This is a genomic window from Enterococcus sp. 7F3_DIV0205 (genome assembly GCF_002141365.2).
Lineage (GTDB): Bacteria > Bacillota > Bacilli > Lactobacillales > Enterococcaceae > Enterococcus_L > Enterococcus_L palustris.
Window position 1 is genome coordinate 66,710 of sequence record NZ_CP147244.1, and the last position, 25,815, is coordinate 92,524.

The following is a 25,815-nucleotide window of genomic DNA, read 5'->3' on the forward strand; positions in this document are numbered from 1 at the left end:
TAGGTGAAGAAACAATGAAACGTACTGAACAGATTCAAGCCCATTTTGACCAAGAAGCCCAAGAATTTGACGATATTATTCAAAAAATCATTCCTTATTATGACCAAATGATCGAAGCAATCGTTGCAAGTATTCCTTTTGAAAAAGACCAACCAATTTCAGTAATCGATCTTGGCTGCGGCACAGGTACCTTGGCTCAGGCTATTCAAGAAGATTATCCAAACGCTGTGATCACTTGTGTCGATATGAGTGAAGAAATGTTGAGGATGGCTAAGCAAAAGTTAAGTAATCAAGTGACCTGTATTGCCAGCTCTTTTGAACAGTTGACATTTGAAACAAGCTATGACGTGGTGGTTTCTTCACTTGCTCTTCATCATTTAGAAGATCAAGCTGCGCATAAACAATTTTATCGTCAAATCTACGATGCTTTAAATCCAAACGGACTCTTTATCAATGCAGATGTAATCAAAGCATCAAGTTCCGATTTACAAGAAGCATTCATGCAAAAATGGATCGCTTTTATGAACCAGAAGATTACGTTAAAAGAAATCCAAGAACGCTGGTTGAAAAGTCATTTTGAAGAAGACCGCCCACAACCGATGATGACTGAATTAAAAACATTGGAAACAGTTGGATTTCAAGATGTAGATGTCGTCTATAAATATTATAACTACGCAGTATATTTAGGTAGAAAAGCTTAAGAATTTGAATGAAAATAAAAAATGGATGTGACTAAACATGGGAAAAACACTATTTGATAAACTATGGGAACAACATGTAGTATCAGGAGTTGCTGGAGAACCGCAATTACTCTACGTCAATCTTCATCTGATTCATGAAGTAACCTCACCACAAGCGTTTGAAGGCCTAAGAGAAGCAGGAAGAAAAGTCCGTCGTCCAGATAGAACTTTTGGTACGATGGATCATAATGTTCCAACAAAGGATATCTTTAATATCACCGATTTGGTGGCCAAAAAACAAATCGAAGCCTTGCAAAAAAACTGTGAAGAATTTGGTGTAACCCTTTGCGATAACGGGAGTGACCGTCAAGGAATCGTGCATATGGTAGGACCTGAAACAGGTTTAACTCAACCAGGAAAAATCATCGTTTGTGGCGATTCTCATACGGCAACTCATGGCGCATTTGGAGCCTTAGCTTTTGGTATCGGGACAAGTGAAGTGGAACATGTTTTTGCAACTCAATGTATTTGGCAAAATAAACCAAAATCGATGGGTGTCAAAATTACTGGTAAACTAGCAAAAGGTGTGTATGCCAAAGACATTATCCTAGCGTTGATCGCAAAATACGGTGTTGATTTTGGTGTGGGACATGCAGTTGAATTTTACGGTGAAACGATCGAAAACCTAACAATGGAAGAACGCATGACTATCTGTAATATGGCGATCGAAGGCGGCGCAAAAATGGGGATGATGGCGCCGGATGAAAAAACCTTTGAATATGTGCGTGGCAGAGAATATGCACCGAAAGATATGGACGCGGCAATCGCAGATTGGAAAAAACTACCAAGTGATCCAGACGCCGTTTATGATACTAACTTAGAACTAAACGCCGACGAATTGGTGCCGTTTGTAACGTGGGGCACTAATCCGGAAATGGGTATCCCAATCACAGGTACTTTCCCCGAAATCAAAGATATGAATGACGAGCGTGCCTATAACTACATGGATCTAAAACCGGGACAACGTCCATCCGATATCGAAATCGGCTATGTCTTTATTGGCTCTTGTACAAATGGTCGCCTATCTGATTTGGAAGAAGCAGCGCGCATCGTAAAAGGCAAAAAAGTTAAAGAAGGCATTACGGCAATCGTAGTGCCAGGTTCAAGACCGGTTCGAAAAGCGGCTGAAAAAATTGGTTTGGATAAAATCTTCACCGAAGCGGGTTTTGAATGGCGTGAACCAGGTTGTTCTATGTGTCTAGGAATGAACCCAGACCAAGTACCAGCGGGCGTTCACTGTGCCTCGACATCTAACCGAAACTTTGAAGGACGACAAGGCAAAGGCGCAAGAACGCACCTTTGCAGCCCAGCGATGGCGGCAACCGCTGCAATTGAAGGAACATTTAGAGACATTAGAGAGGAGCTTGGGGCATAATGGAGGCATTTACACAACATACAGGAACAACGGTTCCACTAATGAACGATAATATCGATACTGATCAGATCATTCCAAAATCATTTCTAAAACGAATCGAAAAAACAGGTTTTGGTGAGTTCTTATTTGATGAATGGCGTTACTTGCCAGATCGTACACCAAATCCAGACTTTACATTAAATGAACCACAATATAAAGACGCGACGATTTTGATTTCAGGTGATAACTTTGGTTCAGGATCATCAAGAGAACATGCGGCTTGGGCGTTGGATGATTATGGATTTAGAGCCGTTATTGCAGGGAGTTTTAGTGATATTTTCTATATGAATGCGACAAAAAATGGGTTACTGCCGATTGTATTGACGCATGAAGAATTGGATGCATTAGCAGGACTTGGGGCAGATGAAACGATTACGATCGATTTGCCTAAGCAAGAAGTTATTACGCCAAATGGTTCGTATTCTTTTGAAATCGACAGCACTTGGAAACATAAGTTGGTAAACGGGTTGGATGATATTGCCATCAGTTTGACCCATGATGATGAAATTGCGGCTTATGAAGCGAAGGTTCCAGCTTATTGGCAATAAGAAATAGTAAGAATGCTACATCGATGAATAAATTTCGGTGTAGCTTCTTTTTATTACATCGTTAGGAGAGTGCATGTAATGGAATGGGATGTTAAAAAATATAATACGACACATGATTTTATTTTTAAATATGGAGCTGGATTATTGGAACTATTGCCCAAAGAGCCGAAAAAAGTGTTGGATATTGGCTGTGGAACGGGAGCGTTGACGAAGCAAATTGCAGAACTTGGGCATAAGGTAACTGGGATCGATCAATCATTGGATATGATTAATCAAGCAAAAGAGAGTTATCCTGATTTGAATTTTTTTCTGGAAGATATCTTAAATCCTACTGATCAAATTGAGACGTATGACGTAGCATTTTCAAATGCTGTTTTTCATTGGATACCGAATCAAGATCGGTTATTGAAAAATATTAGTGAACATTTAACGGCGAATGGTCAGTTGATTTGTGAGTTTGGTGCAGTGGGGAATGTTCAGGCGATTAGAGAAGCTTTTGGGAAGGAGTTAAATGCGTTGGGGTTTCCTTTTGAAGAGCCATTTTGTTTTACGTCGGTTTCAGATTATCGGAATTTGCTTGAAAAGAATCATTTTGAAGTTGTGGAGATGATGGAATACGATCGACCAACACCACTTAAAGGTGGGGAATGTGGTTTGAGAGAGTGGATGGAGCAGTTTTATGCTGATGAATTGGGTGAGTTGACGGGCGGGGAGAAAGAGACGGTTCTTGAACATATGGAGCGAGATTTGAAGGGGAAATTGTGGAAAGAGAGCCAGTGGGAGGCTGATTATAGGAGATTAAGGATGAAAGCTGTGAAGCGATATAGGGGGTTATGAGTAGGATAAGGAGATAAGAAAATGAAAAAGAAAGTTGGAGTGGCAGTTGTATGTATTGTTCTAGTCGTAATTGGATCAATACTACTAAAGAAGGATGATCGCGCTGACCCCGTTAGTAAATCAGAACGAAAAAAATATGGCGAAACAATCTTCAATTATATGAAAGCAGAAACCTATTTTAATTCTGAAACAGTAGAAGCTAGTCCAGAGGTAAAAAAAATCAAATTGACTTTAGATTTTTATGGACAGGAAGTTAATGAAGAAAAAATAACTGTTTACCTTAACCAAACAGTTTCAGGGATTGATAGAGCTGGACAAGATGTTTATGGCTCAAATTTTCCTGTAGTTTATACGCTTGAAAAACAAAACAATGGTTACACAGTCATTCAATATGAAGAACCTGGAAATGGTTCGTTTTATGAAGAAGACATCAAAAGAATGTTTCCAGCAAAAATGTTTAGTGCGGTGAATAAGGTAAAAAGCGGAAAAATAACGTTTGAAGAAGATGTAGAGTAAGCTTCAAGTAAGAGTTCATCTAATAAATAGCAAAAAATAAGAGTTAGCCTTTAATGGATGATTCTTATTTTTTATTAACTATACTTTTTTTCGAATTTAAAATGACAGAATAGATAAATATGCTAAACTATCTATGGGGAGTAAAAAATAATAAGTTATTTCTATTAACGAACAGGAGTGGGGAAGAAATGAAGAAAAAAGTTTTGGGGATTTCTATTGGAGCGCTAGCACTTGTAGCTCTCGCCATCGGGGGCATCATATTCCAAAAGCAAGCAAAAATTACCACGGCACAAAATGAGGTAGCAGCTATAGAAAAAGAAACAACGAAAGCTGGTACTCTTTATGAAGAAGTTGCAGCACTTTTTGATGAAAAACAAGAATTTCTAAGTAAAGAAATCAAACCCGTAACGATCAAAGAAACCAAAGAAAAACTGTTAAAGAAACAAACTGAAATTGAAAAACTCAAACGCGAGTATGAAAACAAGATAAATACGAATACAGCAGAAACGACTATTCAAAATCTACAGAAAAAAGTTGCATTGGCAAATACGAAATTAGAGATACAAACAGAAACAAATGAGTTATTCAGCTCAAAAGAACTTGCAATCAAAGGTGACCACATAAAAAAAGAATTACCGATTACGCTAGACTTGACGAAAGGAAAAATTACCGAAGTCAAGGATACACTCTCAGAAAAAAAAGACCTAAAAGGGAAATGGAAAGAAGCCATCGATTCTATCCTTCAAAATGCTACAGAACAAGTGGATCAAGAAGAGAAAATCAAAAAGTTACTCAACGAATCCTTTGACGGAAATATACCAAAAGAAACAGTCCAACAAAGCGATTATAATACCTTAAATAAAGAAATCGAAAAAGTTAAAAACGAAGAACTGAAAACAACGTTTACTGCAAAATTGATTTTAATGAAAGCTATGATCGATACTCAAGGTCAGATCAATGCTTTAACTCAGCAAAAACAAGTTGCTGAACAAGAAGTCAATAAGGCTATAGAACAAGCCAAAGCAGAGGCAGATAAAGCAAAAGAGCAAGCGACAGGAGACGATAAACTATTACTTGGTTACTCAGACGATCAGATTGAATATGCTCGAGTGTGGCTGACCTTGATTGGTGTGAAACCGTCAGAACTAAATGCAAAAACAATAGCTGCAGGAACACCGCTCGATCAATATGACAAAGGGAGTGTCACGTATCCGACGGATGTTATTATACTATACGGTGGCTATAGCGCTGAGGGACAAATCGTTTACACAAGTAACCGGAATGGAACGATCAACGTATATCCAGTACCAAGTCATTGGCAAATCGGCGCAGAAGTTGCCAATGATCCAGAAAAAGTGAGAGCATTGACTCAGGATATTTTGGATAATGTACGCACAGTGAATGTTGATGTAGGGAATCCAAGAGATGTGCTAGATTTGATAAGAGTACAGAAGTAAATTAACGAAACAGGTAGTTTGGAAAATGGACATTTTCTAGGCTATCTGTTTTTTGTATGACTTAAAAAACTAAAAATAGGACTTAGATTAGGTTGTTTCGTGTATGTTATAAATTTCTTTTAATTAATCATATGACACATTTGAAAATTATATATTTACATTGAGTTGTTTAAGAATTACAATTAAATATATATACTATTATACAATCTTAGTAACGATTAACCATAGGAGGATAAGCTATGCCAAAAGATATAAATAGTAATTCCGCAGTAGCACAAGCTGTTGCTACATCTATAGCATCATCGGTGAGCTCTCTAAATCAAGGGACAACGATCACAAAAGATACCCAAACAACCGTTGCAGGTAATAACAATGCGCAACAAGCAATTACACAATTAACGACCTTCAACACCTCACTTGTCCAAGCCATTACCCAAGCAAGTAATAATATTCGGTCAGTGGCAGCCGAATTCGAAGCAGTCGATCAACGAATTGCTCAAATGCAGTATAATCAAATGCTTCCTTAAACTGAAAGGAGGAATAAATGATGTCCACCCTTGAAGAAATCAAACAACAAAAAATCCAACTCGAACGTGAACAAGAAAAACTCGAAGACTTAAAACGCAACATCAGTAAAACGGAAGAACATTACGAAGAATATTTTTTCTATCAAAAGCAATTATTCAATGAATTACAAGAAGAATTTGCCCAAAGCCAGACAGATATGCTGTATCAAGATATGGTCGAACAAATCAACTGGCAAAGCCGAGGCGTTCAAGACTTTTTAGAAGAACAACAGCAAGAACTAACAAAACAAACAAGAGCGTTAGAAGATCAACAAGAAGACCTACATTGGCAAGAAATAAAAACAAAAGAAGAAAGGTCGGAACAGCATGAGTATTGATATGTACCTCGGTCAAGCGAGAAGCCAAGCGTCTAGTGTGAAAAGTGCGTGCAGCCAATTAGCACAAGGCTATACGTCGTTGATGCAAAGCAATCAACAGTTTATGGGAGCAAGCGAATTATCAAGTAAAGGCTATGACTCTGCCAAAGAATTCTTTGCGGCTGTGATCCAACCTTTAGTTCAAGGTGCCGAAGTGGGTGCAGACATGACAGCAGAAGCTTGTCAAAAATTTGTGGATCAATATACATCTGAGGTTGATAGTATTGATTTAAAGTCAGATGACTTAGAAAGACGAATCCAGCAGATCAATACGTCGATTCTGAATATGGAGAGTATTAATCGAGGGGTGCCAAAGCTTCCGACTGGAACGAATCCATTGGAACAAGCGAATCGGCGGATTATTGAATCGTTAGAGACGACTAAGCGGGATTTAGAGAAGAAGTTAGAGAAATTAATGACGTTTAATGGGACGTCACCTGCTATTTTTGATGGGGTGAATAGTTTTTATTCGACGTTATCGCAAGGGTTGCAGCAGGCGAATAGTGGTTTTAACCCTGCGACTGGGACGTTTTCGGTTCCGAAAGGGAAAGATTTGGATTGGGCAGGAAAAGTTTCGAAGCAATATTTAGAAACTAAAATGAAAAAAATCATGGGGAAAATACCTGATATTACTTCAAGTGATTGGGAAACTATCTTAGAGTTTGCCAAAAAGAATCCAGATGCCGAAGTTCCAAAAGAGCTACAAGTATATTTGAAAGAAAATAAAGACGATATCATCTCTGATATTAGAAATGATGCGTTATCTAATTTTATTGAACAATTAGGTATGGGAATTTCAAGATTTGCTGGTTTGATTAACGTTCTAGAAGGCATAATGGGTCCGAATGCTTCTAATTCTTTTATCATGGTAAACCCAAACGGTATTGGAACTCAGATTTTGAAATACGGGAAAAATATTACTACTGCTGGTAAAGCTCTAGGCTATGGGTTTATGGCAGCTGGTTTTGGTTTAGGAATGTACAATGATATTTCTAATAATGGTAAGACATTTGGCCAAGCACTTTCACATAACGTTGTTTCCGCTGGAGTTGGATTTACAGCAGGCTGGGCTGGGACTGCAGGTGTTGGTTTATTATTGACAAACCCAGGAGGCTGGGCTGTTCTAGGTGGAATAGCGGTTGGTACAGTTGTATCTGTTGGTTTAGATTATATTTACCAAAATAACATCTTAGGTGTTCAAGATAAACTAGATTGGGTAGGAAACAAAATAGATGATGGTTTAGATTGGGCTGGCGAAAAAATCAATGATGGCTTTGACTATGCAAAAGAGAAATTGGATGATGTAGGGGAAGCAATAAATGATCTAGGTGATGCAATCAATCCAATGAATTGGGCGTGGTAAGATGAAGAATAGCAATTTAAAGGCACCTTATAAAAATAATAGATATAGAGTGATATGCTCGGATTCTAAGCAGTATTTAATTGATGCTGATTCTCCATGGTTTGGATATGTCTTTTTTGGATTAAGTTGGTTAGTGCCACAGAAAGCTTATATTCTAGACGAGCGAGATGCCGATGATTTATTGGTACGTCATGTTGACATTAAAAACAATAATAAAATGAGCTTAATTTGGCTATCTTTGATAATTTTAGGTTTTAATATAATACTACCTAATTTAGTTAATACATTTTATAGGAATTCTACTATTAAATATAGCCAGATTCATCAATTTGGTGACTCAGTTACAATAATTCCATCAACTATGCATAGTTTATTATTACTGATTTTAGCATCATTTCCAGCGATAATAATTAGAATATTTTTAGCTCAGCGATCCAAAAGAGGAATAGTCAACAAAATACAATATAAAAATCTACCTTTTACTAAAATTAAGATTATTCCTGCTACGATCTCCATCGTTATAAAAAATATTGTAGTGTATTTTTTTCTTGCATTATTGGTTATAACGGCAGGATTCTTTCTTGTAATATCTGAGGGATATTGGATCATATCATTAAGTTTCACTTTATTGTTGCTATTTTTTCTATTAACGAACAATTTAGCATTGAGTAATGATAAATATAAAATACGTGAAATTAAGGAGAAATAAATGTTACCCATCGGAAGTGTTATTTATTTAAAAGAAGGAACAAAAAAGATCATGATCTTGAACAGAGGACCTTTGGTTGTTATCGATAATGAAACGAAGATGTTCGATTATTCAGGTTGCGTGTATCCTATAGGTTTAGTTCAGGATCAGGTTTTATATTTTAATCAAGAAAATATAGATAAAGTATTATTTGAAGGATTTACGGATGAAGACGAGTCACGCTTCCAAGAGCTTTATCAAGAATGGAAACAAAGTAATACAGCAGAAGTAAAAAAAGGCAAAGTGGATAAACCATTATAGCGCTTTGGGGGGCAAGTTAGTGTAACAATAATAAAGTCAATAACTAATCTTTATTATATAGATAGCAGGTGAGAAAGCTACAATGTGGAAACGATACATTACTATTTACAATAGTGAAGCAGGGAGTAAGAGTATATTTTTAGATACATTGACTAAGAAATTAGTTGTTGTTGAAATTGGGATGACTTCATATAAGTCAACGTTGATTTCTGGATTTTTAGGAGTGGTTATCTATTCCTTATTTGGCAACATTCTTTTTAAAGCTTCATTGGCTCCTATCACCTTAGTAACTTTAATTCTAATTATCGGTATCTTAGGTGGAATTATATTTAATATATTAGTGAATAAAATTGCTAATAGTGATAAAAATAAATTAGAATACTTAACTAACATTGATGAAGAGGAGCTAACAAGTTATCTTGTTAAAGGGAAGAAGCAATCACAAAATAATTTCTTTCTTATTATTTTTCTCTTTGCTATGTTGTTGATCTGTTTGCTTCCAATCTATTTTAAAACTTATTCGTTGTTATTGTTATTTGCATCATTCTTTTTCACAACGCTTTTTGCTTTTTTTATAGGAGTTGTCTCACCGCTAAAGAGAATAAAGGCGTATAGATATATTGAAAAAAACAAAAAATCGATCTTATATGATAATAAAGGAGAAATAAATTTATGAAACTTTTACCGCTAGGCAGTGTTGTAAAACTAAAAAAAGGAACACATCTTTTAATGCTAACATCTAGATTTCCTTTGTATAATAACGAGGGAAATATAGGGTATTTCGAATATCTTGCTTGTTTATATCCAGAAGGGGTGAAAGATCAGGAAAGTTTCTTTTTTAACCATGAAGATATTGAAGAAGTCCTTTTTGAAGGTTTTAAATCAGAGCAAGAAGAAGCTTTTCAGAAAAAAATTGAAGAAGCTTTGCCTGATATAAAATATCCTAGGCTTACAATTTTGTAGATATAATGAAAGTTTATGAATCTACAAATAAAAGATACAAACTAGCTGAACTAGATACAAACTATTACTTAATAGATATGGATAGCAATATTCTTGCTTATTTTCTCCCTACTTTTGTTTGGTTCTTCCCTTTTAGAGCAGTTGAGATAGATAAAGGAGAGTTTAGTAAACTAGTGTCCAATGGTCCAAAAGAATATAACATTATGACTAGTGTTGTTATTTCAATGTTTGTTGGAAGGCCAGTTTATAAACTATCGACTATTTTTTTTCAGGAGCTTGATGTTACTTCTGAAGTAGATAAACGTGCAATTTATTTACTGATAACGTTTGGCTGTTTGTTGATTTTTAGATCTATCGTTATGTTCTATAATAAGTATAAACTTAGAAAAAGATTATCTGAAACAGGTTGCAATGTGATAATTGAGATTGATAAAGGGAGCATTACTACATATTACAAGAAGAACAGTATTATTCGATTGATTTTGATCCTTTTGATTGCTGCTGGGATAATCTATATAACGATTTTTTATCTGTTTGATTTAATTTTAGTTTTTATTTTAGGTGTGCTTATTTTTATATTTATGAATAGGAGTTGTTTATTTCCTTATGGTAGTCGTTTTCGTATAAAAGACTAGGGTGTTAGAAAAGCTAAATGTATTAAGAATAATCAATAACTTCATGGTTGTTAACTTTTACTCTATACAGGATACCAACGATTGGACTTCTCCAAAACTAAAGTAAAAGAACAATAAAAGGGATTGGGTTTGATAAAACTGAACAGCGTAACGAGAAAAAAACTGCAGTGTTAATTGGAAAGTATAGTTATGATGGCATAAATAACGTATTAGATACAATAATAACATTAAGTCGATAAGAAACATAAAAATTTCAAATCGAATGTCATTTAAAAGTGTTTTATGAAGAAATCAAAAGTTTGAAAGGTGGATAACTATGATCAATCTACTAGAAAAAGTTGCAGCAAATCAATTAGAGAAGACTGGACAAGTAAAGAAATTAACGGTTCCTGGACAAGTTTCTAACTCTTGGGAAGTATATAAAATTCCATTAGAGTATTTGTACTATAATGATAAAAATGGCCGAATTAATACAGTATATAAACAATATCAAGCGGAAAATGGACAACTACAACCTGAACCTGGTAATTCTGAATACAACAAAATTTTTGAAAAATTCATTTATGATTCTAATTCTAGAGCATTAGAGGAAACCCTCCAATCAATAAAAGAAAGAACTCAGCAGGAACCGGGTGTAGTATTGCCTGACGGTCGTGTTATTGACGGAAATCGTAGATTTACCGCTCTACGAATGTATCAAACCCAAGATAATATTCCTAAAACATTCGAAGCTGTTATTTTACCGTTAGATGCTAATTCTGGAAATGACGAGAAAAAAATAAAAGAATTAGAATTAGATTTGCAGCTTGGGCGAGAAGAACGTGTTAACTATGATCCAATTGATCGTATTTTTGATGTTTATAATACCATTAAAGTTGAAAAATTGATGACAGTTGAAGAATATAAAAAAGCCTCTGGCGCTGGCAATACGAAAGGTATCAACCGCGATATTCGTTTAGCAAAACTAATTCTTAGGTTTGTAGAAATAGTTTCACCGGGTGGAAATTCAGTTGATAAATTTTATTTAGCAAGAGAACTAAAATTAGATGGTCCTATTGAAGAAATAGAAGGGACAATTAATAAGTTAAAAGATAGAGAGAAAGAATCAATTACTGATGCGGTTTTAACCCATCTTGCGGTTGTAAAATCAACAGAGGGGAATGCCGATGTGACACGTATAATGCGCGATGTCAAAACTCATATTTTGAAAAATGACGAAGTTAAGCAATATTTCCTAGATGCCGTCGATGATAAAGTCGATGATATTATTGATGCTTTTTCTGAAAAACCAATAAAGAGTAGTAATGATTTAAAGCAAGTAACCAAATCTTCGCCTGAATTGGAAAAAACTGTAACGGATATTCAGTCATCAATTAAACGTTTGGTATATAAAGGTGTGAAAGATTCTGAAAGAAAAGAAGCATTAATGGAACTAAACGATATTCGAGATAATTTACAGGAGCTTAATGCTAGTGACTTCAAAGAGTTAACGAAAGATGAATTTTTTGAAGCAAAAGAAGTATTAAGTGAAATCCGTGATATATTGTTTAAACTAAACCAGGGGATGAGTAAATGAGTTTTTCATCAGACGTTAAAAATAAATTGAAATCTCAGTACACAGATAGTTTGGTAGATGATTTTTATGTTAAATTATTGACTCAGGCGAATCTTTATCAGCGTGTATCGGGATATTTTAGTAGTGCAGGTGTTGATTTATACGCAGAAGGCCTAGAAGAACTTGCCAAAAATGGTGGGGAAGTCCAATTTATTATTTCAAAAGAGATTTCAAAAGAAGATTATGACCGTATTCAAGCAGGTTATAGTCTTAGAGAAGAGTTGAAGCCACTTAAAATATCCGAACAAAACGATAAGTTAAGTACCAAGACCCAGCAACAATTGGGAAATTTAGCATTTATGATAGCAAATAGTCGTGCACGAGTAAAAGTAGCGCTAGTACAGCAAGGAGTTTTTCATGATAAGTTTGGGCTGATATATAGTGATAATGAGGTAGTATTTTTTAATGGTTCAGCAAATGAAACAAAAAATGGTATTAGTGAAAATTATGAATCGATAAGTGTGGATGTTTCATGGGATAATAGTAATAACGTGCAGTCTCGTATTCTAGAAAGCCAAGAAAGATTTATGCGTCTTTGGAATAATAAAGAATATGGTGTTACAGTAGTGGAAGCTTCTGAATTAGCCTATGAAGAATTTGCACCTTATCAGCAATTGGCTACTATTACTAACTTTGTCGAAGAGCAAGATGACAAATTGGATTTAATTGATGATGATACTATTAATTTTCGATTATTTGATAATCGTATAATAAGAATCGATAATAGTATTCAAGAGTTGATACGAAAAGATCGTAAGTTAAAAGTTGGGAGCGACTTAACAATTTTTTTTGAAGAAGATAATTCTACAATTCGTAATGGTGTGACCTACAAAGATTTGCAACGAATTATCGATGTTACTAAAAAACGTGCACGAAGAAAAGGCATCCGAGTCACAATTTCTAAAGCTGTTGAAGAATTTATTACACGAAATAAATATTCGATTGAGCAATATAAGATTTTAGGTGAAGTTTATAAGAATGACTTAGAAAAATTTCCAGAATCCAAAAAAGTTACTTTTGAAAATTTTTCTATGATTGTCCAACAAGAGGTCAGTCGTCCTTTACGTGATTTACATTTACGAGCTGCTTACTATGAATATGAGATGATGCGAGCTGCTAATTTTTCTGTTCCAGGAGCTGGAAAAACTGCAATGTTATTAGGTGTTTTTGCTTATTTAAATAGAGCTAATACACCTAAAAATGAGAAAATAGATCGTATTCTTGTTATCTGTCCAATCAATGCTTTTGATTCATGGAAAAGAGAATTTAAAATAGTTTTTGGAGATAAAAAAACACTTAGTTTTATAGATGCTCAAAATAAATATTTCAAAGAATTACTAAAAACTGATTGGGGAGTTAGTAATTTAATACTAGTTAATTACGAATCGCTACCCGGAGTTATGAACCAGCTAAAAAGTGTAATTGACGAGAATACAATGTTGGTGTTTGATGAGGTACATCGAATTAAAAATCCTAATGGGCAACGTGCACAATATGCACTTGAAATATCCCAAATTCCTAAATTTAGATATGTATTAACAGGGACGCCAATTCCAAATAAATACAGCGATATTTATAATTTGTTGCATATTTTATACGGTAATGAGTATAGTGGTTTCTTTGGTTGGGATGTAGATGAACTAAATAATCCAAAAGTGAGAAAAATAGAAGAAATCAATAAATCGCTTCATCCTTTCTTTTGGAGAACTAATAAAAAAGATTTAAAAGTTCCAAAAGCTGATGAAGATATTATAATTAGTGTTAATCCTAGTTTAGAACAAATTGAGTTAGCAGAAGCCATTTATTATAATGAATCGTCTAGTTTAGCAAAATTGATTCGTTTAATTCAAGCATCGACTAATCCAACTTTGTTGAATTATGCGATTGATTATGATGAATTAATGTCATTTAATGATGATGAAAGTAAATCTGAAAGGATATCAGGCATTACTAGTAGTAGTTTTTTTGATTTATTAGGTGGAGATAAAATCGTTACTAAACAGAATCAATACCAAAATTTAGATGTTCAATCTATTGTATCGCCAAAATTTACGTCAGGCATTGAGCTAGTGGAAAATCTTGTTTCCGAAGGAAAAAAAGTGTTAGTTTGGGGGATTTTTGTTGATACTATTATCAAAATCAAAGATACTCTTAAAAAAAAGAATCTATCTGTTAATTTAGTTTATGGCAGCACACCGAAAGACGAGCGAGTTAAACTAATCGATGAATTTAGAGATGGTGACGTGCAGGTTTTGGTATCTAATCCACAAACACTTGGAGAATCCATTTCATTACATCAATCTGTCCATGATGCGGTGTACTTTGAGTATGATTTTAACTTAACATATATGTTACAATCAAGGGACCGCATTCATCGATTGGGGTTAGAGGAAAATGACCATACACGATATTATTATTTACAAACAGAAAGTGAACCTGTTACAAGTGGTCGTCCAGGCTATATAGATGAAAAAATATACAGAAGACTTAAAGATAAAGAGCAAATTATGTATGATGCGGTTGACGATAATACATTATCCATTGAATATAGTGAAGATGAGATAGTGGATGCAATTAAAATTATCGATGAGGAAAGGAAAAGAATTAGGGTAAATGGATAAAAAAATTAGAGTAGCGGAAATGTTTGCCGGGGTCGGTGGATTCCATCTGGGGCTATCACGTGCAAGTTCTCATTTTGAAGTGATTTGGGCAGATCAATTTGAACCATCTCGTAAAAATCAGTTCGCTTTTAATATATATAAAAAGAATTTTCCAGAAACGAACGTTGTCAATGAAGATATTTCTTTGATAAATAAAACTAATATTCCGTATATGGATATGTTGGTTGGTGGTTTTCCATGTCAAGATTATTCTGTTGCTTCAACTGGAGCAAAGGGGATTTTTGGAAAAAAGGGAGTGCTTTGGTGGGATATTAAAGATGTAATCGAAGCAAAATGGCCACAGTTTGTTTTTTTAGAAAATGTTGACCGTTTACTTACTTCTCCAGGAATAAATAGTGTACAACCAGGTCGAGACTTTGGTATGATTTTACGAACGTTCTCTGATTTGGGATATGGTGTAACTTGGAAAATGATCAATGCAGCTGATTATGGTTTCCCACAAAGAAGGCGACGGACATTTATATTTGCATTTAGAAAAGATACAAATTTTAAAAAGTATGTGAAAAACATAGCGCAGTTAGGTGAAGAGAATATTGCTGAATTTATCAAATCAATGCCTCCTTTATCGAGTTCGTTAAAAAATATTTCTATTGGAGAAATTAGTGAAGTGGATTTAACAAAATATAATAGTTTAATCGATTTTTCGGATAATTTTTCAGTGGAAAAAGCGTTCAAAAAAACGGGATTTATGATTGATGGACATATATATATGGCTGACTATCAGCCCTATATAGTAAAACCAAAAACATTAGAAAGCATAATTAAGCCAAATGAAACTGATGAAACGTTATATCTAACACCTGAAAAAGAAAATAAATTTAAAGAATTAAAAGATGGTTTCAAAACAATTAAAATTTCAAAATCGGGTCATAAATATCCATACGGAATGGGGGCAATTGCTTTTCCTGACCCATTGAACAAGCCAGCAAGAACCATGGTTACATCGGAGCATACTGTGTCGAGAATGAGTCATGTGATAAAAGATCCAGGGAACGGTCTACTTCGTCTTATATCACCAGAAGAAGCAGAACAAATTAACACTTTTCCAATTGGTTGGACTTTAGAGAAAAATATTACTCCTTCAAATAGATATTTTATGATGGGGAATGCACTAGTTGTTGATTTAGTTAAAGTTATAGGAATAGAAATTGAAAAATTGGCAAAAAAGGAACACCGTAAAAAATATATCAACAGCAGTAAATTGGAAGTAATAAAGCATTGATGTAGATAAAAATGACAATTGTTCATGGCTAAATAAACAGAATTTGCGACTATTGCAATTTCTGTTTATTTTATGTGTTTTACAATTTGTATAGGCTCATCTTTCACTGAGTTTAAATTTTGTTATTTTGTCAGTTACTAAAAGGTTGTCTTATGAAAGTAGTTTATTATAGAATGATAAGTTTTGAATCAAATTACTATTTAAATGACAAAGATAGTTCATTGCTAAAAATATTTCAAAAATAGATAATCGTGGATAGAAATTCTCAATAGCTTGTTTATAATAAATACTAATTCAAGGAGAGGATACACATATTGCAAACAAACTAAAATCAAAGACAGATTCAAATTATTCTCACTGAAAGGAATGAATCATAATGCTAAACAACCTCATAGAAATAATGACAAAAAACGAATCCATTTTCGCTAAAAAAGAAGACGGAACAAACGTAAATTACTACATCTTTCCCGAATTCGAAATCCATCTAAATTCAGTACCAGCAAATACAAGCCAAGGATGGCACACCCACCAAAGCATTGAAGAAATACTAGTAATAACCGATGGACAGATCAGAGTTGAAACAATAGCAGACGGTAAAAAATCTCATAAAGATTGTCAAAAAGGTGATGTAATTCGCATGAATAGCAGTCTACACAGAATCCTAAATCTTCAAAATATCGAAGCAACATTTACCGTATTCAGATTTGTCCCTCAAGGAATGGATAATCGAGAAATAATAAAAAATGATAAAAAAGAATATAGCGACAGCGAAGTAGCAACCATTTTAAATAAGGAATAACGCAACATTCAGAGGATGGATCATTTCCATCCTCTTTTATAAAATACGCAATCTATTCCAAATCCTTTTTCCTAACCTCAAACCCAGTCTCAACCTTCTCAGCCCTAACCATCTCCATCACCAATTCATCCCCCAACGCAATCAACCGATTATAATCCTCATAAAAAGCATGAAACATCTGCGCCCGCGCATAATACTCCTTCACAATCCGTTTCTTATTGATCGGCCCAGACCGAAACTGAAAAAAATGATCCAAAATCGCCAAAGGCTCCTGCCAAGAAGCCATCTTCTCCATAAAATCCCGCAACTCAATAATATCATGATACGTAACTGCCTTTAAATTCTGTCCTTGTTTATCCATTCTCCTGATCTCCTTTAAATAAGGCAGAGAAAAGCCGATAAGCGCCAAACGAAACCCAAGCCCCAACCCAACTTCTCCCGCCAGTTTTCCACTGAATTTCTGGATTCAGTGGCTTTTTCTATATGCACATTGACGAGGCAAACCAAACCACCCAGCGTTACAAACGACTTTCAAAGCCTTGCTGTATTCATAACGCCTTCTCCCAGAGTAAAACAAAAAACGATACCGAACCTGTCAATACCGTCATCAATCAGCCAAACCAACCCCACAATTCACCCCTAAACCACCCTTAATCCCAAGAAATTAACAAAACCAACTAGAATTCCAAAAGAAAATTAGGTACAATAAAGAAGCTAGTGCTTCGGTGCTAGCAAATTGGCAACTTGTGTAGACATGCTTTGGGTGTCTATTCAAGGCTTCATCATTCGGTTGCCGCCAAATGGTGAAGTGCCTTTTTGTTTTATCCAGTTTTTCATCGATTCTTAAAACGTTCCTCCCTTCAAAAGTACTCGTAGGACAGAAAAAACGGCATTGAGCAGATGCCCAATACCGTCGACAATAGTCTAATCCCATATACATAACAACCAATCATCACCGAAAAAAGCAAAGATTTCCTAGAAATCTCAAACCATTTTAGGTACAATAAAGAAGCTAGTACAAGTTGCTAGCACTATTGGCAACTTGTTTGGACAGCTTTGGGCGTCTTAACAAGGCTTCGATCGTAAGGTTGCCGCCGAACGATTGAAGTGCCAATTTTTATTTATATGTCTTGAATCGATCAACGATCCTTATTTCTATCCTACACCATTTATTATACCGAAAGACACCACCCACCGCAACGAAATTCGGCATTTCCACCCATTAAATAACACCCAAAACAGCTCCCTTATATATAAGATAAAATAACAAAAAAACTTTTTCCTTCCCAACCAAAATCCAGCCAAATGCATCTGAAAAAAGCCTGAACTCCAGCTATGAGAAAAAACTAATTTTTCAACCCGATATCTTTGAATTATTTATTTAGCCATACTATAGTAAAAAGATAGGAGGTAAGATATAAATGAATAAAGTGTACAAAATTTCCCTGAACTATTTAGCCGTTTTGATGTTGGTGATCGCCAACTTGTTACCCGTCGCCAGTGTGTTTGCAGAAGGACTGACCAAACCAGAAGAGAACATCTTCGACTCAGAATCCTTATACGTCAAAGCAGACACCAAGAAAAATGAAACCAACAATAAATTAGTTGACGTAAACTACGAAGTAACCAACAAAAGCGATCAACCAATCGAGCAGGTCGTCCTAAAACAAAAGAACCCAAAGGACTCACCAGTAAAATTCGACGCAGCAACCTTAAAAAGCGAAGACCAACTGGTGGCGCCCGACGACCAAACAATCCAGTTTGACCAAAAAGAAAACCAAGATGAGGGGACCGAACTAATCATCACCACGATCCAACCTCAAACCACGAAACATCTGACAATCAGTGCCGAGCAAACAGACAAATCAATTCATCAGTTTGCTGTTGAAATAAATCAGGCAGATGAAAAAGTAGGGGACATCACCCTAACACTGCCGAAAATCGAACAAGAAGCGAGCAGTACATCTTTACAAGAAAAAGAAACTGACACAGAAATAGCAGAATCCCAATCAGAAGAGTCAACAACTGCTACACCTAAAGAAGAAACCATAACGACCTCCGAAGATACCAACCAAGAAACACCAACTATTCAAGCGATTGGACCAAGAATTGCACCAACGCCAGGTCGAGGTTTTGACCAACCAATCTATAAAAGTATCCATAAAGGGGAACTTTTTTCAACAGGAAATACCAATTTAAAAATTTTAGATGAGAGCACCGCAGCAGCGCAAACCTTTTTAAATGCTAAAACACCAAGCAGCGGCTATGCCATCAACAATTTTGCACTAGAATTTGCCGATGTAGATGGAGATCCGACAACTTATAACTCAAGTCGAGCCTATATAGATCTAGATGGTTCTTCTGAAATTGCGTGGGCAGGATTATTTTGGAGTGCTTCTCGTTATAAAGGACCGGGCTTTTACGATAATCTAAGCGATGAAGAAATCAGTGCGCCTGTTAAGTTTACGACGCCAAATGGAACCTCTACCCGAGTGGCGCCGCAACGTTATCACCGGATTGATCAAAATGATAATGACCCCGGTCAATATTTTGGTTATAACAATACAGGTTTTTCTAATTTTGCTGATGTTACAGCTATTATTCAAGGAGATAAGAGTGGAACTGGTGGGTATACCTTAGCCGATATCCCGATGACCAAGGATTTGAATAAAAAATATCAATACTATAACTTCAGTGGTTGGAGTTTATTTGTGGTAACAAAAGACCAAGCCAAAAAGTCTCGTGCGTTTAACGTCTATTACGGCGCTAGAGGAAATAAAGCAGGCACGAACAATGAGTTTGCCATGAAAGACTTTATAACGTCCAAACAAGGAAAACTAGAACCTATCATCACTTGGTTTACTGTTCAAGGAGATAAATATTTTACTGGTGACAATGCCCAAATCAAAAATAAAGCAGGTACTTGGGTCAATATCAGTAATACGATCAATCCTGCTGAAAATGCGATGAATGGAACGGTTTCAGATAATGACCAACATATGGTCGATAAATATCCAGGACAATTTAAACCAGGCTATCCAAACTTTTTAGATATTGATGTCGATCGTTTGTCCTTACCAGAAGGAATCATTACCAATGGGCAGCAGCAAATTTCTTTTAGAACAACGAGTTCAGGGGATGACTATTCAACCAATGCGATTGGATTTTCTATCAACGCTGAAACACCTGAATTAGAAATCTCCAAAGAAATCATGAATCCCAAAGAGACATATAAGGTTGGAGACACCGTAACATATCGCGTTCATTTAAAGAATACCAAAGCAAACTCAGAAGCGGTTAACACCGTATCGAAAGATGTGCTAGATAGCCGCCTAGATTATGTTCCAGGATCATTATCCATTGTCAGCGGACCAAATGCAGGAGTTAAAACTGACGCAGTTGGAGATGACCAAGGAGAATATACGGCCGCTAACCGTACGATGACATTCCGTGTTGGTGAAGGAGCCAACGGGACTCAAGGCGGTAGCTACAAAGGAACGACCGCAGAAACTGTCTATCAATTTCAAGCAAAAATCAATAATACGGCCGTTGCGGATCAACTAATTCCAAATAGTGCAACGATTCAAGGACAAGATACTGCAACAAATACGATCATCAATAATCAATCAAATGTTGTAGAAGTGAAAATTGCGCAAGAAGAACTTGCAGGACAACTTGAAAGTACAAAAACAGTCAACAATCAATCACCAAAAATCGGTGACGAATTAACCTATACGATTCAATTTAAAAACACAATACCAAACGGTGTTTTGAACCAAGTAACAGTGACCGATAATTTACCAAAAGGCCTAACTTATATCGAAAACAGTATTACAAGTAGCGGACAAGACCCGAAACCCACAAGCTTAACCGTTGTGAATGGACAGGTAAAAGCGGAATATCCTAAAATCGCTGATACCGAAACACGTACAATTTCCTTTAAAGTTCGTGTTAATGAAGAAGCTGTAGCGGGACAGCCAATCGTCAATAAAGCGACGATCGATGACCATACGAATCCGCCTGATGAACCCGAAGTACCCATCACACCAGTGGAAACACCTGGCGAATTAGAAAGTACAAAATCGGTCAATCATCAGTCACCAAAAATTGGTGACGAAATCGAATACCGCATTAATTTTCGCAATAAAATCCAAAACGGTGTGTTAACTCAAGTGACCGTGACCGACCAACTACCGAAAGGTTTAACATACGTAGAAGGCAGCTTAACCAGTGAAGGCGATGATCCGCAGCCGACAAGTTTAACTGCGACAGGCGGGAAAATAACGGCGGAATACCAAAAGATCAGCGACACAAAAATTCGATCAATTATTTTCAAAGTCAAAGTCAACGAAGAAGCCAAAATCGGCGAAACCATCGTCAATAAAGCGACAATCGATGATCACACGAATCCGCCTGATGAACCCGAGGTCCCAGTCACGCCTGTAGAAACACCAGGTGAATTAGAAAGCACAAAATCAGTCAATAACCAATCACCCAAAATCGGTGATATCGTTGAATATCGACTCTCTTTCCGTAATAAAATCACGAACGGTATATTGAAGCAAGTAACAGTGACTGATAATTTACCAAAAGGGTTAACCTATGTCGAAGGAAGCTTGACGACCGAAGGGGATGAGCCAAAACCAACGAGTTTGACCATGACGGATGGAAAAGTGATCGCAGAATATCCGAAAATCCAAGATACGAAAATCCGAACAGTTGTGTTTAAAGTTAAAGTCAATGAAGAAGCAATCGTGGGTCAAAAAATCGTGAATAAAATTACCATTGATGATCATACGAACCCGCCCGATGAACCTGAAATACCAATCACGCCAGTAGAAACACCAGGGCAATTAGATGTTACGAAATCAGTCAATGATCAATCACCGAAAATCGGCGACGAAGTTGAATACCGCATCACCTTCCGTAACAAAATAACAAACGGTGTCTTAAAACAAGTGACGATTACAGATACTTTACCAAAAGGGGTCACCTATGTAGAGGGGAGCTTGGCAAGTGAAGGAGATGATCCTAAACCAACAAGCTTAAACATGGAAAATGGTAAAATGACTGCGGAATATGGAACGATCAAGGATACAAAAATACGTTCCATCGTCTTTAAAGTCAAAGTCAACGCAGAAGCAAAAGTTGGTGAAGCAATTGTCAATAAAGCCAAAATCGACGATCATACGAATCCGCCCGATGAGCCTGAGGTCCCAATCACACCTGTTGAAACACCAGGTGAACTTGAAAGTACCAAATCAGTGAATCACCAGTCACCACAAATCGGAGATGAAATTGAATACCGGATTAGCTTCCGTAATAAAATCCAAAATGGTGTTTTAACTCAAGTGACTGTGACGGATACCTTGCCGAAAGGACTGACGTATGTCGAAGGTAGCTTAACCAGTGAAGGCGATGATCCGCAGCCGACAAGCTTAACGATGGAAAATGGGCAATTAGTCGCCGAATACCCCAAAATTACAGATACAAAAATAAGAACCATCGTTTTCAAAGTAACGGTAAATACAGAAGCAGTTGCTGATCAACCAATCATTAATAAAGCGAAAATCGATGATCATACAAATCCGCCCGATGAACCGGAAGTCCCAGTGACACCAGTTATAACACCAGGACAATTAGAAGTAACCAAATCAGTCAATCATCAAGCACCAAAAATTGGGGATGAAATCGAATATCGTATTAGTTTCCGTAATAAAGTAACCAATGGTGTAATTGATCAAGTGACGGTGACCGATACATTGCCAGTAGGATTGACGTATGTCGAAGGTAGTTTGACCAGTGAAGGTGCTGAGCCAAAACCAACGAGCTTACTCATGGAAAATGGCAAAATGACTGCCGAATATCCAACAATCGATGATACGACCGTTCGATCCGTTGTGTTCAAAGTAAAGGTCAATGAAGAAGCTAAAGTCGGAGAAACCATCGTCAACAAAGCGAAAATCGATGATCACACAAATCCGCCTGATGAACCTGAAGTTCCAATCACACCTGTAGAAACACCAGGTGAACTAGAAAGTACAAAAACAGTCAATAATCAGTCGCCAAAAATCGGAGAGGAAGTGGAGTACCGTTTATCTTTCCGTAATAAAATTACAAATGGTGTCTTGAATCAGGTCACTGTAACCGATAATTTACCAAAAGGCATGACCTATGTGGAAGGAAGCCTAGCAAGTGAAGGAGATGACCCGCAACCAACAAGTCTAACGATGACAAATGGTAAGGTCATTGCTGAATATCCAAGAATTCAAGATACCAAAATCCGAACGGTCGTCTTTAAAGTCAAAGTCAATGAAGAAGCGGTCGTTGGACAAAAAATCGTCAATAAAATCACGATCGATGATCATGTAAATCCACCAGATGAGCCAGAAATTCCCGTTGTGCCAGTTGAAACACCGGGACAATTAGAAGTCACGAAATCGGTGAATGATCAAGCACCAAAAATCGGTGACGAAATCGAGTATCGAATCACCTTCCGAAACAAAGTGACTAATGGCATCCTAAATCAAGTGACAGTAACGGATGCTTTGCCAAAAGGGTTGACCTATGTCGAAGGAAGTTTGTCTAGTGAAGGAGACGATCCACAGCCGACAAGCTTAACGGTGACAGATGGGAAAATAAGCGCTGAATACGGAAAAATCAGCGACACAAAAACCCGTTCTATTGTATTCAAAGTCAAAGTCAACGAAGAAGCTAAAGTCGGAGAAACCATTGTCAATAAAGCAAAAATAGACGATCACACGAATCCGCCAGATGAACCCGAAGTCCCAGTGACACCTGTAGAAACACCGGGTGAATTAGAAAGTACGAAATCAGTCAATAACCAAGCACCAAAAATTGGCGACGAAATCGAATATCGTATCACATTCCGTAACAAAGTAACTAACGGCGTTCTAAACCAAGTGACGGTAACGGATGCCCTGCCAAAAGGATTGACCTATGTGGAAGGAAGTTTGTCTAGTGAGGGAGACGATCCACAGCCGACAAGCTTAACGGAGACAGATGGTAAAATCACTGCAGAGTACGGGAAAATCAGCGACACAAAAACGCGTTCCATCGTGTTCAAAGTCAAAGTCAACGAAGAAGCCAAAGTCGGAGAAACTATCGTCAATAAAGCGAAAATAGACGATCACACAAATCCGCCCGATGAACCCGAAGTTCCAGTGACACCAGCGGAAACACCTGGAGAATTAGAAAGTACGAAATCAGTTGATAACCAAGCACCAAAAATCGGCGACGAAATCGAGTATCGAATCACATTCCGAAATAAAGTAACCAATGGTGTCTTAAACCAAGTCACAATCACTGACGATCTGCCAAAAGGCTTAACGTATGTAGAAGGCAGTTTAACCAGTGAAGGAGAAGATCCAAAACCGACAAACTTAACGGTGACAGATGGCAAAATCACTGCAGAGTACGGCAAAATCAGCGACACAAAAACGCGTTCTATCGTGTTCAAAGTCAAAGTCAATGAAGAAGCCAAAGTCGGAGAATCTATCGTCAATAAAGCGAAAATCGATGATCATACGAATCCGCCTGATGAACCCGAAGTTCCAGTGACACCTGTAGAAACACCGGGTGAATTAGAAAGTACGAAATCAGTCAATAACCAAGCACCAAAAATTGGCGACGAAATCGAATACCGTATCACATTCCGAAACAAGGTGACAAACGGTATTTTAAACCAAGTCACAATCACTGACGATCTGCCAAAGGGCTTAACATATGTAGAAGGTAGTTTAACCAGTGAAGGAGATGATCCAAAACCGACAAACTTAACGGTGACAGATGGAAAAATCAACGCAGAGTACGGAAAAATAAGCGATACAAAAACTCGTTCTATCGTGTTCAAAGTCAAAGTCAACAAAGAAGCTAAAGTTGGACAACCTATTGTCAATAAAGCGAAAATCGACGATCACACAAATCCGCCCGATGAACCTGAGGTACCTGTGACGCCAGTCGAAACGCCAGGACAATTAGAAGTCACAAAATCGGTGAACAATCAAGCACCAAAAATCGGCGATGAAATCGAGTACCGTATCACATTTCGTAATAAAATTGCGAGTGGCATACTAAATCGAGTTACTGTGACCGATAACCTACCAAAAGGCTTGACCTATGTGGAAGGCAGTTTGGTCAGTGAAGGGGACGATCCAAAACCAACAAATTTAACTGTAAAAGATGGCAAAATAACCGCTGAGTACGAAAAAATCAGTGATACAAAAATCCGATCTATTGTCTTTAAAGTCAAAGTCAATAAAGAGGTAATTGCCGGGGAAACGATCATCAACAAAGCGAAAATAGATGATCACACAACGCCACCTGACGAACCTGAAGTACCAGTTATTCCAAAAGAGCCAGCAGGAAAACTAGAAAGCAGCAAAACGGTTAATAAAAAAACGGTGAAAATCGGTGAAGAAATCGAATACCGCATCAGTTTCCGTAATACAGTAGAAAATGGAGTATTAAACCAAGTCACTGTGACCGACAATCTACCAAAAGGCGTTACTTATGTGGAAAACAGTCTAAGAAGTGAAGGGGACGACCCCAAACCAACGAACATCACTGTAAAAGACGGAAAAGTCACTGCGGAATATCCAAAAATCAGTGATACAAAAACACGATCTATCATCTTTAAAGTCAAAATCAATCAAGAAGCAATCGCAGGAAGAACGATTATCAACAAAGCAAAAGTCGATGATCATACCAATCCACCAGATGAACCTGAAGTACCTGTGGTTCCTGAAGGAGACGTTCCTGGAAAACCAGATTTTCCAAAAGCAGGAGAAGCAGTATTGAATGCTATTATGTTTATAGGGATAGCTATGATTGCTGCGACATTATTAGTAAATATGGAGCAAAAAAGAAAAAATAGTCAATAAATAAAGGTAACGTTGTAGACTTGAAATTTTCAACTTCAAGAGAGAAGGAAACTGAAAAACGAAGTACGTTACGACTCAACGATTATTCAAATTTCATGTACTGGGGATGTAACATTATATGTTATGTACCCAGTACTTTTTTTAGTGTCAAAATAGCCAGAATCAATCAA

The 25,815-nt window shown here is 36.7% G+C and carries 20 protein-coding genes; 19 read left to right on the plus strand and 1 reads right to left on the minus strand.

Going from position 1 to position 25,815, the window contains the following annotated elements; translation table 11 throughout:
• Nucleotides 1-14: 14 nt before the first annotated feature.
• The 18 genes from A5821_RS00345 to A5821_RS00430 all read left to right on the plus strand — a co-directional run bounded on the left by A5821_RS00345 (nucleotide 15) and on the right by A5821_RS00430 (nucleotide 16,742).
• The gene (locus A5821_RS00345) at nucleotides 15-701 is read left to right on the plus strand and encodes a class I SAM-dependent methyltransferase (protein ID WP_086312292.1); all 687 of its coding nucleotides are present in this window, start codon (nucleotides 15-17) and stop codon (nucleotides 699-701) included.
• Nucleotides 702-738: 37 nt separating this feature from the next.
• Nucleotides 739-2,115 carry a 3-isopropylmalate dehydratase large subunit gene (leuC, locus tag A5821_RS00350; RefSeq protein WP_086312293.1) on the plus strand — a complete coding sequence of 459 codons (1,377 nt, stop codon included), beginning with the start codon at nucleotides 739-741 and terminating at the stop codon, nucleotides 2,113-2,115.
• Complete coding sequence (gene leuD, locus A5821_RS00355) at nucleotides 2,115-2,702, plus strand: 3-isopropylmalate dehydratase small subunit (RefSeq protein ID WP_086312294.1); 588 nt, start codon at nucleotides 2,115-2,117, stop codon at nucleotides 2,700-2,702. Before leuC ends, leuD begins: the two co-directional genes overlap by 1 nt.
• Nucleotides 2,703-2,780: 78 nt before the next feature.
• Nucleotides 2,781-3,539 carry a class I SAM-dependent methyltransferase gene (locus A5821_RS00360; RefSeq protein WP_086312295.1) on the plus strand — a complete coding sequence of 253 codons (759 nt, stop codon included), beginning with the start codon at nucleotides 2,781-2,783 and terminating at the stop codon, nucleotides 3,537-3,539.
• 21 nt (nucleotides 3,540-3,560) lie between these two features.
• The gene (locus A5821_RS00365; RefSeq protein WP_086312296.1) at nucleotides 3,561-4,055 is read left to right on the plus strand and encodes a hypothetical protein; all 495 of its coding nucleotides are present in this window, start codon (nucleotides 3,561-3,563) and stop codon (nucleotides 4,053-4,055) included.
• A 188-nt stretch (nucleotides 4,056-4,243) separates the two neighbouring features.
• Entirely contained in the window at nucleotides 4,244-5,512 is a 1,269-nt protein-coding gene (locus tag A5821_RS00370) for a hypothetical protein (RefSeq protein WP_086312297.1), read from the plus strand.
• A gap of 239 nt (nucleotides 5,513-5,751) precedes the next feature.
• On the plus strand, nucleotides 5,752-6,039 hold the full coding sequence (locus tag A5821_RS00375; protein WP_086312298.1) for a TIGR04197 family type VII secretion effector: 288 nt from the start codon (nucleotides 5,752-5,754) through the stop codon (nucleotides 6,037-6,039).
• Nucleotides 6,040-6,059: 20 nt separating this feature from the next.
• Entirely contained in the window at nucleotides 6,060-6,416 is a 357-nt protein-coding gene (locus A5821_RS00380) for a DUF3958 family protein (protein WP_086312299.1), read from the plus strand.
• Nucleotides 6,406-7,818, plus strand: coding sequence for a hypothetical protein (locus tag A5821_RS00385; protein WP_086312300.1), 1,413 nt, complete (start codon nucleotides 6,406-6,408; stop codon nucleotides 7,816-7,818). The genes A5821_RS00380 and A5821_RS00385 overlap by 11 nt, the downstream gene beginning before the upstream one ends.
• A 1-nt stretch (nucleotide 7,819) precedes the next feature.
• A complete protein-coding gene (locus A5821_RS00390; protein ID WP_086312301.1) occupies nucleotides 7,820-8,527 on the plus strand; it encodes a DUF443 family protein in 708 nt (235 codons plus the stop codon).
• Nucleotides 8,528-8,827 carry a DUF4176 domain-containing protein gene (locus tag A5821_RS00395; protein WP_086312302.1) on the plus strand — a complete coding sequence of 100 codons (300 nt, stop codon included), beginning with the start codon at nucleotides 8,528-8,530 and terminating at the stop codon, nucleotides 8,825-8,827.
• Between the two features lie 82 nt (nucleotides 8,828-8,909).
• Nucleotides 8,910-9,503: a hypothetical protein gene (locus A5821_RS00400; RefSeq protein WP_086312303.1), complete on the plus strand. Its 594-nt coding sequence runs from the start codon at nucleotides 8,910-8,912 to the stop codon at nucleotides 9,501-9,503.
• The gene (locus A5821_RS00405; protein ID WP_086312304.1) at nucleotides 9,500-9,790 is read left to right on the plus strand and encodes a DUF4176 domain-containing protein; all 291 of its coding nucleotides are present in this window, start codon (nucleotides 9,500-9,502) and stop codon (nucleotides 9,788-9,790) included. Before A5821_RS00400 ends, A5821_RS00405 begins: the two co-directional genes overlap by 4 nt.
• A gap of 5 nt (nucleotides 9,791-9,795) precedes the next feature.
• On the plus strand, nucleotides 9,796-10,425 hold the full coding sequence (locus A5821_RS00410) for a DUF443 family protein (RefSeq protein WP_086312305.1): 630 nt from the start codon (nucleotides 9,796-9,798) through the stop codon (nucleotides 10,423-10,425).
• 316 nt (nucleotides 10,426-10,741) lie between these two features.
• Entirely contained in the window at nucleotides 10,742-12,001 is a 1,260-nt protein-coding gene (locus tag A5821_RS00415) for a chromosome partitioning protein ParB (RefSeq protein ID WP_086312306.1), read from the plus strand.
• The gene (locus A5821_RS00420) at nucleotides 11,998-14,661 is read left to right on the plus strand and encodes an SNF2-related protein (RefSeq protein WP_086312307.1); all 2,664 of its coding nucleotides are present in this window, start codon (nucleotides 11,998-12,000) and stop codon (nucleotides 14,659-14,661) included. Before A5821_RS00415 ends, A5821_RS00420 begins: the two co-directional genes overlap by 4 nt.
• Nucleotides 14,654-15,943: a DNA cytosine methyltransferase gene (locus A5821_RS00425; protein ID WP_086312308.1), complete on the plus strand. Its 1,290-nt coding sequence runs from the start codon at nucleotides 14,654-14,656 to the stop codon at nucleotides 15,941-15,943. The genes A5821_RS00420 and A5821_RS00425 overlap by 8 nt, the downstream gene beginning before the upstream one ends.
• 376 nt (nucleotides 15,944-16,319) lie before the next feature.
• Entirely contained in the window at nucleotides 16,320-16,742 is a 423-nt protein-coding gene (locus A5821_RS00430; RefSeq protein WP_086312309.1) for a cupin domain-containing protein, read from the plus strand.
• 52 nt (nucleotides 16,743-16,794) lie between these two features.
• Here A5821_RS00430 and A5821_RS00435 read toward each other — a convergent pair whose 3' ends face one another.
• Nucleotides 16,795-17,103 (minus strand): hypothetical protein, encoded by a 309-nt coding sequence (locus A5821_RS00435; RefSeq protein WP_086312310.1) that lies wholly within the window; start codon nucleotides 17,101-17,103, stop codon nucleotides 16,795-16,797.
• A gap of 1,060 nt (nucleotides 17,104-18,163) precedes the next feature.
• Between A5821_RS00435 and A5821_RS00440 the strand changes: the two genes are divergently transcribed.
• A complete protein-coding gene (locus tag A5821_RS00440; RefSeq protein ID WP_249921809.1) occupies nucleotides 18,164-25,645 on the plus strand; it encodes an isopeptide-forming domain-containing fimbrial protein in 7,482 nt (2,493 codons plus the stop codon).
• Nucleotides 25,646-25,815 lie beyond the last annotated feature (170 nt).

Coding starts and splice junctions, on each gene's coding strand:
- A5821_RS00345 (WP_086312292.1), top strand. CDS start 15: ATGAAACGTACTGAACAGATTCAAGCCCATTTTGACCAAGAAGCCCAA.
- leuC (WP_086312293.1), top strand. CDS start 739: ATGGGAAAAACACTATTTGATAAACTATGGGAACAACATGTAGTATCA.
- leuD (WP_086312294.1), top strand. CDS start 2,115: ATGGAGGCATTTACACAACATACAGGAACAACGGTTCCACTAATGAAC.
- A5821_RS00360 (WP_086312295.1), top strand. CDS start 2,781: ATGGAATGGGATGTTAAAAAATATAATACGACACATGATTTTATTTTT.
- A5821_RS00365 (WP_086312296.1), top strand. CDS start 3,561: ATGAAAAAGAAAGTTGGAGTGGCAGTTGTATGTATTGTTCTAGTCGTA.
- A5821_RS00370 (WP_086312297.1), top strand. CDS start 4,244: ATGAAGAAAAAAGTTTTGGGGATTTCTATTGGAGCGCTAGCACTTGTA.
- A5821_RS00375 (WP_086312298.1), top strand. CDS start 5,752: ATGCCAAAAGATATAAATAGTAATTCCGCAGTAGCACAAGCTGTTGCT.
- A5821_RS00380 (WP_086312299.1), top strand. CDS start 6,060: ATGTCCACCCTTGAAGAAATCAAACAACAAAAAATCCAACTCGAACGT.
- A5821_RS00385 (WP_086312300.1), top strand. CDS start 6,406: ATGAGTATTGATATGTACCTCGGTCAAGCGAGAAGCCAAGCGTCTAGT.
- A5821_RS00390 (WP_086312301.1), top strand. CDS start 7,820: ATGAAGAATAGCAATTTAAAGGCACCTTATAAAAATAATAGATATAGA.
- A5821_RS00395 (WP_086312302.1), top strand. CDS start 8,528: ATGTTACCCATCGGAAGTGTTATTTATTTAAAAGAAGGAACAAAAAAG.
- A5821_RS00400 (WP_086312303.1), top strand. CDS start 8,910: ATGTGGAAACGATACATTACTATTTACAATAGTGAAGCAGGGAGTAAG.
- A5821_RS00405 (WP_086312304.1), top strand. CDS start 9,500: ATGAAACTTTTACCGCTAGGCAGTGTTGTAAAACTAAAAAAAGGAACA.
- A5821_RS00410 (WP_086312305.1), top strand. CDS start 9,796: ATGAAAGTTTATGAATCTACAAATAAAAGATACAAACTAGCTGAACTA.
- A5821_RS00415 (WP_086312306.1), top strand. CDS start 10,742: ATGATCAATCTACTAGAAAAAGTTGCAGCAAATCAATTAGAGAAGACT.
- A5821_RS00420 (WP_086312307.1), top strand. CDS start 11,998: ATGAGTTTTTCATCAGACGTTAAAAATAAATTGAAATCTCAGTACACA.
- A5821_RS00425 (WP_086312308.1), top strand. CDS start 14,654: ATGGATAAAAAAATTAGAGTAGCGGAAATGTTTGCCGGGGTCGGTGGA.
- A5821_RS00430 (WP_086312309.1), top strand. CDS start 16,320: ATGCTAAACAACCTCATAGAAATAATGACAAAAAACGAATCCATTTTC.
- A5821_RS00435 (WP_086312310.1), bottom strand. CDS start 17,103: ATGGATAAACAAGGACAGAATTTAAAGGCAGTTACGTATCATGATATT.
- A5821_RS00440 (WP_249921809.1), top strand. CDS start 18,164: ATGAATAAAGTGTACAAAATTTCCCTGAACTATTTAGCCGTTTTGATG.